The sequence below is a fragment of the Salmonella sp. 32120201201600049SM genome, from assembly GCF_017572835.1.
In the GTDB taxonomy this organism is placed as follows: Bacteria; Pseudomonadota; Gammaproteobacteria; order Enterobacterales; family Enterobacteriaceae; genus Salmonella; species Salmonella enterica.
In genome coordinates this window covers 196238-202237 of sequence record NZ_JAGESA010000007.1, presented here as the reverse complement: position 1 = coordinate 202237, position 6000 = coordinate 196238, and the positions used below count along the sequence as shown (strand labels likewise).

Genomic DNA, 6000 nt, shown 5'->3' with positions numbered 1-6000 from the left:
ACGGCTTGTCAATCGCACGCTCTGGTTCCGGGATGTAAGAATCCAGGAAGCCAGCCAGTTCGATGATTTTCGCTTCCCACTCTGCGTCGCCTTCCAGCGCTTTCAGAGCAGAACCACGAACGATCGGAGTGTCGTCGCCCGGGAAGTCGTACTGAGACAGAAGTTCACGAACTTCCATTTCAACCAGTTCCAGCAGCTCTTCGTCATCAACCATGTCGCATTTGTTCAGGAACACGATGATGTACGGAACGCCTACCTGACGACCCAGCAGGATGTGCTCACGGGTCTGCGGCATCGGGCCGTCAGTCGCAGCAACAACCAGGATCGCGCCGTCCATCTGAGCAGCACCGGTGATCATGTTTTTAACATAGTCGGCGTGCCCCGGGCAGTCTACGTGTGCGTAGTGGCGGGTCGGGGTATCGTATTCAACGTGAGAAGTGTTGATGGTGATACCACGCGCTTTTTCTTCCGGAGCGTTATCGATCTGGTCGAATGCACGAGCAGCACCGCCGTAGGTTTTAGCCAGTACGGTGGTGATTGCAGCGGTCAGGGTAGTTTTACCGTGGTCAACGTGGCCGATGGTGCCGACGTTAACGTGCGGTTTTGTACGTTCAAATTTTTCTTTAGACACGGCTATATTCCTTACTATAGCGCTCTCCCCTTCAGGAGAGAGCACGGGATTTTGGTTTTTAACCCTGCGGCTTATTTACCACGGGCTTCGATTACGGCCTGAGCAACGTTGTTCGGCGCATCATCATACTTCAGGAATTCCATAGTGTACGATGCGCGACCTTTGGTCAGAGAACGCAGCTGAGTTGCATATCCGAACATTTCAGACAGCGGTACTTCAGCGTGGATCTTAACGCCTGTAACTTCAGATTCCTGACCTTTGAGCATACCACGACGGCGGCTAAGGTCGCCGATAACGTCACCGGTATTCTCTTCAGGTGTTTCTACTTCAACCTTCATGATCGGCTCAAGCAGAACTGGTTTTGCTTTCTTAAAGCCTTCTTTAAAGGCGATAGACGCAGCCAGTTTAAACGCCAGCTCAGAGGAGTCAACGTCATGGTAAGAACCGAAGTGCAGACGCACACCGAGATCAACTACCGGATAACCCGCCAGCGGGCCAGATTTCAGCTGCTCCTGGATGCCTTTATCAACGGCCGGGATGTATTCGCCAGGAATTACACCACCTTTGATGTCGTTGATGAACTCGTAACCTTTCGGGTTAGAGCCCGGCTCCAGCGGGTACATGTCGATAACAACATGACCATACTGACCGCGACCACCAGACTGTTTCGCGTGTTTACCTTCGATGTCGGTAACTTTCGCGCGAATCGCTTCGCGGTAAGCAACCTGAGGTTTACCCACGTTAGCTTCAACGTTGAATTCACGCTTCATACGGTCAACGATGATATCCAGGTGAAGTTCACCCATACCAGCGATGATGGTCTGGTTAGATTCTTCATCAGTCCATACGCGGAATGACGGGTCTTCTTTCGCCAGACGGCCCAGAGCCAGACCCATTTTTTCCTGGTCAGCTTTGGTTTTCGGTTCTACCGCGATGGAGATTACCGGCTCAGGGAATTCCATACGTTCCAGAATGATCGGGTTTTCCGGATCACACAGGGTGTCACCGGTAGTCACGTCTTTCAGGCCGATAGCAGCCGCGATGTCGCCCGCGCGAACTTCTTTGATCTCTTCACGTTTGTTGGCGTGCATCTGAACGATACGACCGAAACGCTCACGTGCGGTTTTCACGGAGTTCAGTACGGTATCACCAGAGTTAACCACACCGGAGTACACACGGAAGAAGGTCAGGTTACCCACAAACGGGTCGGTAGCGATTTTGAACGCCAGCGCAGAGAACGGCTCGTCGTCGCTTGCGTGACGCTCAGCCGGAGTATCTTTACCGTCGTCCAGAATACCGTTGATCGCAGGTACGTCTACCGGGGATGGCAGGTAATCAATTACCGCATCCAGCATCGCCTGAACACCTTTGTTCTTGAATGCAGAACCACAGGTTACCAGGATGATTTCGTTGTTCAGAACGCGCTGACGCAGAGCTTGTTTGATCTCTTCTTCAGTCAGTTCTTCACCACCCAGGTATTTTTCCATCAGCTCTTCAGAAGCTTCTGCGGCGGACTCGATCAGGTTCTGGTGCCATTCGTTAGCCAGGTCCTGCATGTCAGCCGGGATATCTTCGTATTCGAAGGTAACGCCCTGGTCGGCATCGTTCCAGTTGATGGCTTTCATTTTCACCAGGTCAACAACGCCGGTGAAACCTTCTTCAGCACCAATTGCCAGCTGCAGCGGAACCGGGTTCGCGCCCAGACGGGTTTTGATCTGACCAACAACTTTCAGGAAGTTCGCGCCCATGCGGTCCATTTTGTTAACGAACGCAATGCGCGGAACTTTGTATTTGTTTGCCTGACGCCATACGGTTTCAGACTGCGGCTGAACACCACCAACTGCGCAGTAAACCATTACCGCACCATCGAGAACACGCATGGAACGTTCTACTTCGATAGTGAAGTCAACGTGCCCCGGGGTGTCGATGATGTTGATGCGATGCGGTTCATACTGCTTAGCCATACCAGACCAGAATGCAGTAGTCGCTGCGGAGGTGATAGTAATACCACGCTCCTGCTCCTGCTCCATCCAGTCCATGGTAGCTGCGCCGTCATGAACTTCACCGATTTTGTGGTTTACACCGGTGTAGAACAGAATACGTTCGGTAGTAGTGGTTTTACCGGCGTCGATGTGCGCACTGATACCGATATTACGGTAGCGTGCGATGGGTGTTGTACGAGCCATTTGATTCCTCGTTGATATCTTTAGGCGTTCAGTTAAGTTATCCAAAACGGGCGACTTACCTGAAGCGCCCGCCTGGTGACTATGACTCCGAAGGGATTACCAACGGTAGTGTGCGAACGCCTTGTTGGCTTCTGCCATACGGTGAACGTCTTCACGTTTCTTAACTGCAGTACCTTTGTTGTCTGCAGCGTCAGAAAGTTCGTTCGCCAGGCGCAGAGCCATGGATTTATCACCGCGTTTACGAGCAGCTTCTACGATCCAACGCATTGCCAGAGCATTACGACGGACCGGACGGACTTCAACTGGTACCTGATAAGTAGAACCACCTACACGGCGGGATTTAACTTCTACAGTCGGGCGAACGTTTTCGAGAGCGACTTCGAAAGCTTCCAGTTCAGATTTACCAGAACGCTGAGCCAGGGTCTCCAGCGCGCTGTATACGATTGATTCTGCAGTAGATTTTTTACCATCTACCATCAGGATATTGACAAATTTAGCCAGCAGTTCTGATCCGAACTTCGGATCCGGCAGAATTTTACGCTGACCAATGACGCGACGACGTGGCATGGAAATACTCCGTTGTTAATTCAGGATTGTCCAAAACTCTACGAGTTTAGTTTGACATTAATTTAAAACGTTTGGCCTTACTTAACGGAGAACCATTAAGCCTTAGGACGCTTCACGCCGTACTTAGAACGAGCTTGCTTACGGTCTTTAACGCCGGAGCAGTCAAGCGCGCCACGAACGGTGTGGTAACGAACACCCGGGAGGTCTTTAACACGACCGCCACGGATCAGGATCACGGAGTGCTCCTGCAGGTTGTGACCTTCACCACCGATGTAGGAAGTCACTTCAAAACCGTTAGTCAGACGAACACGGCAAACTTTACGCAGTGCGGAGTTCGGTTTTTTAGGAGTGGTAGTATATACACGAGTACATACGCCACGTTTTTGCGGGCATGCTTCCAGCGCAGGCACGTTGCTTTTCGCAACTTTGCGAGCACGTGGTTTGCGTACCAGCTGGTTAACTGTTGCCATTAAATAGCTCCTGGTTTTAGCTTTTGCTTCGTAAACACGTAATAAAACGCCCTCACACAATATGAGGACGCCGAATTTTAGGGCGGTGTCGAAAAGGTGTCAAGAAATATACAACGATCCCGCCATCACCAGGCCATCTGGTTGGCATACTTAACCGTGAGTCTGACAAACTCAGTATAGTCAACCCTGACGACACTGTCTGAAATTTGACCACCCAGGCCGCGGGCGTCAATGTCTTCTTTCAAGGCATAGACCGTTATGGGGGCATCGCGCAGACTTTCAAGGAAGCGGTTACCTTCAATCGCGACGGTAACGCCATCCTGGAGCAACAAAAGCGCATCGCCCTCTTTTAGCAGGCGCAGCAAAGCGGGAAAATCAACGCTCGAAGCGCAATGAGGTAAGGTATGCAGCATAAACGCCTCAGAATCTCAGGATGACATCATAGTTGCCAAGCTCGCGGCGTAACGCCACGGGTTCCAGCGGCGTGGCGTCTACCACAAAATTAACGTTCTCCAGACCACGCTCGCGCAGCGATGCCGCGCAGATCCAGCATTGATCAATATCGTACAAATCAAAGAGCTTGAAAGTAGCAATATAGTCACGCGCCAGCACAGCGTCTGGTTTTTGTCCTGGTAATAACTGAAAGACGCCGTCGCTGATAAAAAAGACGCCCAGCGCTTCCGTTAGCGCTGACGTCGCCAGCAGCGCATCCAGCCCTTCACGACCTGAGGCGCTACCGTGCGGCGCGGTGGAAAAGACAAATGCAATACGTTTCATTAAAACTGCACCACCCGATCGCAGGTGAGAGAAGCCTCCGCCAGCGCGCCCAGGCCGCTTAGCGTAAAGCCCGGCTGAAGATTGGCGGACGGCAACCCCAGTCTGCCGGCTTCAGTTTCATCAATAATACCGCGACGAAGCGCCGCCGCGACACAGATGTTCAGCGCTACGCCATGCTGCGTATTCAATTTCTGCCAGGCGCGTACCAGATCATATTCATCGCTCGCCGGCGAGGTCAGGAGATTGGCGTTATAGACCCCTTCCCGATAGAAAAAGACGCTGGCTAACTCATGCCCCTCATTGAGCAGCGCGTGGGCGAACTGCAATGCGCTGCTGGCCTGCTGGGTGCCATATGCCGGCCCGGTGACCATAATGGCATAACGCATTATTTATCCTGCCCCTGAAAATCGCCGCTTTTGAACTGGCGAATATAGAGGTAAACCGTGTGTTTTGAGATATTCAGACGATCGGCTACCTGGTTAATGGCGTCTTTAATATCGAAAATGCCTTTTTCGTACAGGTTAAGGACGATCTGACGATTTTTCGCATTGTTAGAGACATTACGATCGGCATTCACTTCTTCGATCGTGAACTCCAGCGTCTGGGTGACTAAATCTTCGACTGAGGAGGCAAAATTAACCGCTGAGCCGACTTCCGGCGTTTCCGGCGGAATAAAGGTATTCATAATCTGTGAAAATGGCACATCAAGATTCATGTTGATGCACAGTAGACCAATGACGCGCTGCTCGCGGTTGCGAATGGCAATCGTCAACGACTTCATCAAGACACCGCTTTTCGCGCGCGTGAAATAGCATTTCGACACGCTACTGTCCGCCCCTGTCATGTCGTGCAACATACGCAACGCCAGGTCGGTAATCGGCGAGCCAATTTTACGGCCCGTATGTTCGCCATTGGCAATACGAATGGCTGAACATTTTAGATCCTGCAAAGAGTGCAATACGATTTCACAATGGGAACCTATAAGCATCGCTAACCCGTCCACTACCGCTTCGTAGGATTTCAGAATATCGAAGTCGGTTTGCTCGAAGGGACGCTGATCCAGCAAATCAAGTTCACTGGTTTCGTTGGTTAAAAGCGACCTGGACATGAAAAAAAACACTCCTTTTCAGGAGCCTGTCGTTATGTTTTCAGGGCAGGCTCATTATTTACGCGGATGATTAAATTAATACAGTGAGGGTTCATCTTTCCAGTACTAATTTGCTCGTCTATTTCAGACTACGTGTGCGTTGGCGGTCATTCAGCCTACGGTCTCGCCCTTAACGACCAGCGCAAGCGCCGTTATCCGCAAATCAAATTATGGTGAGTAATATATCCGGCCTGAATAAAAAAAACCGCCGCTATTACAAGC

General features: G+C 51.2%; 8 protein-coding genes. All 8 read right to left on the bottom strand.

The features are described 5' to 3' along the window. On the bottom strand, positions 1-631 hold a 631-nt coding region (locus J4650_RS15760), incomplete at its 3' end, for a GTP-binding protein (RefSeq protein WP_140032430.1). Positions 632-702: 71 nt separating this feature from the next. Then, positions 703-2817, bottom strand: a complete 2115-nt coding sequence (gene fusA, locus J4650_RS15755; protein WP_000124693.1) for an elongation factor G — start codon at positions 2815-2817, stop codon at positions 703-705. 96 nt (positions 2818-2913) lie between these two features. After that, complete coding sequence (gene rpsG / locus J4650_RS15750; protein ID WP_001138042.1) at positions 2914-3384, bottom strand: 30S ribosomal protein S7; 471 nt, start codon at positions 3382-3384, stop codon at positions 2914-2916. Positions 3385-3479: 95 nt separating this feature from the next. Then, positions 3480-3854 (bottom strand): 30S ribosomal protein S12, encoded by a 375-nt coding sequence (gene rpsL / locus J4650_RS15745; protein ID WP_000246815.1) that lies wholly within the window; start codon positions 3852-3854, stop codon positions 3480-3482. Positions 3855-3979: 125 nt separating this feature from the next. Next, entirely contained in the window at positions 3980-4267 is a 288-nt protein-coding gene (gene tusB / locus J4650_RS15740) for a sulfurtransferase complex subunit TusB (RefSeq protein WP_000903400.1), read from the bottom strand. Positions 4268-4274: 7 nt separating this feature from the next. Then, complete coding sequence (tusC, locus tag J4650_RS15735; RefSeq protein ID WP_000820705.1) at positions 4275-4631, bottom strand: sulfurtransferase complex subunit TusC; 357 nt, start codon at positions 4629-4631, stop codon at positions 4275-4277. Continuing rightward, the gene (tusD, locus tag J4650_RS15730) at positions 4631-5017 is read right to left on the bottom strand and encodes a sulfurtransferase complex subunit TusD (protein ID WP_001268012.1); all 387 of its coding nucleotides are present in this window, start codon (positions 5015-5017) and stop codon (positions 4631-4633) included. Before tusD ends, tusC begins: the two co-directional genes overlap by 1 nt. Then, a complete protein-coding gene (locus J4650_RS15725) occupies positions 5017-5739 on the bottom strand; it encodes a transcriptional regulator (protein WP_000091471.1) in 723 nt (240 codons plus the stop codon). The genes tusD and J4650_RS15725 overlap by 1 nt, the downstream gene beginning before the upstream one ends. Between the last annotated feature and the right edge of the window lie 261 nt (positions 5740-6000).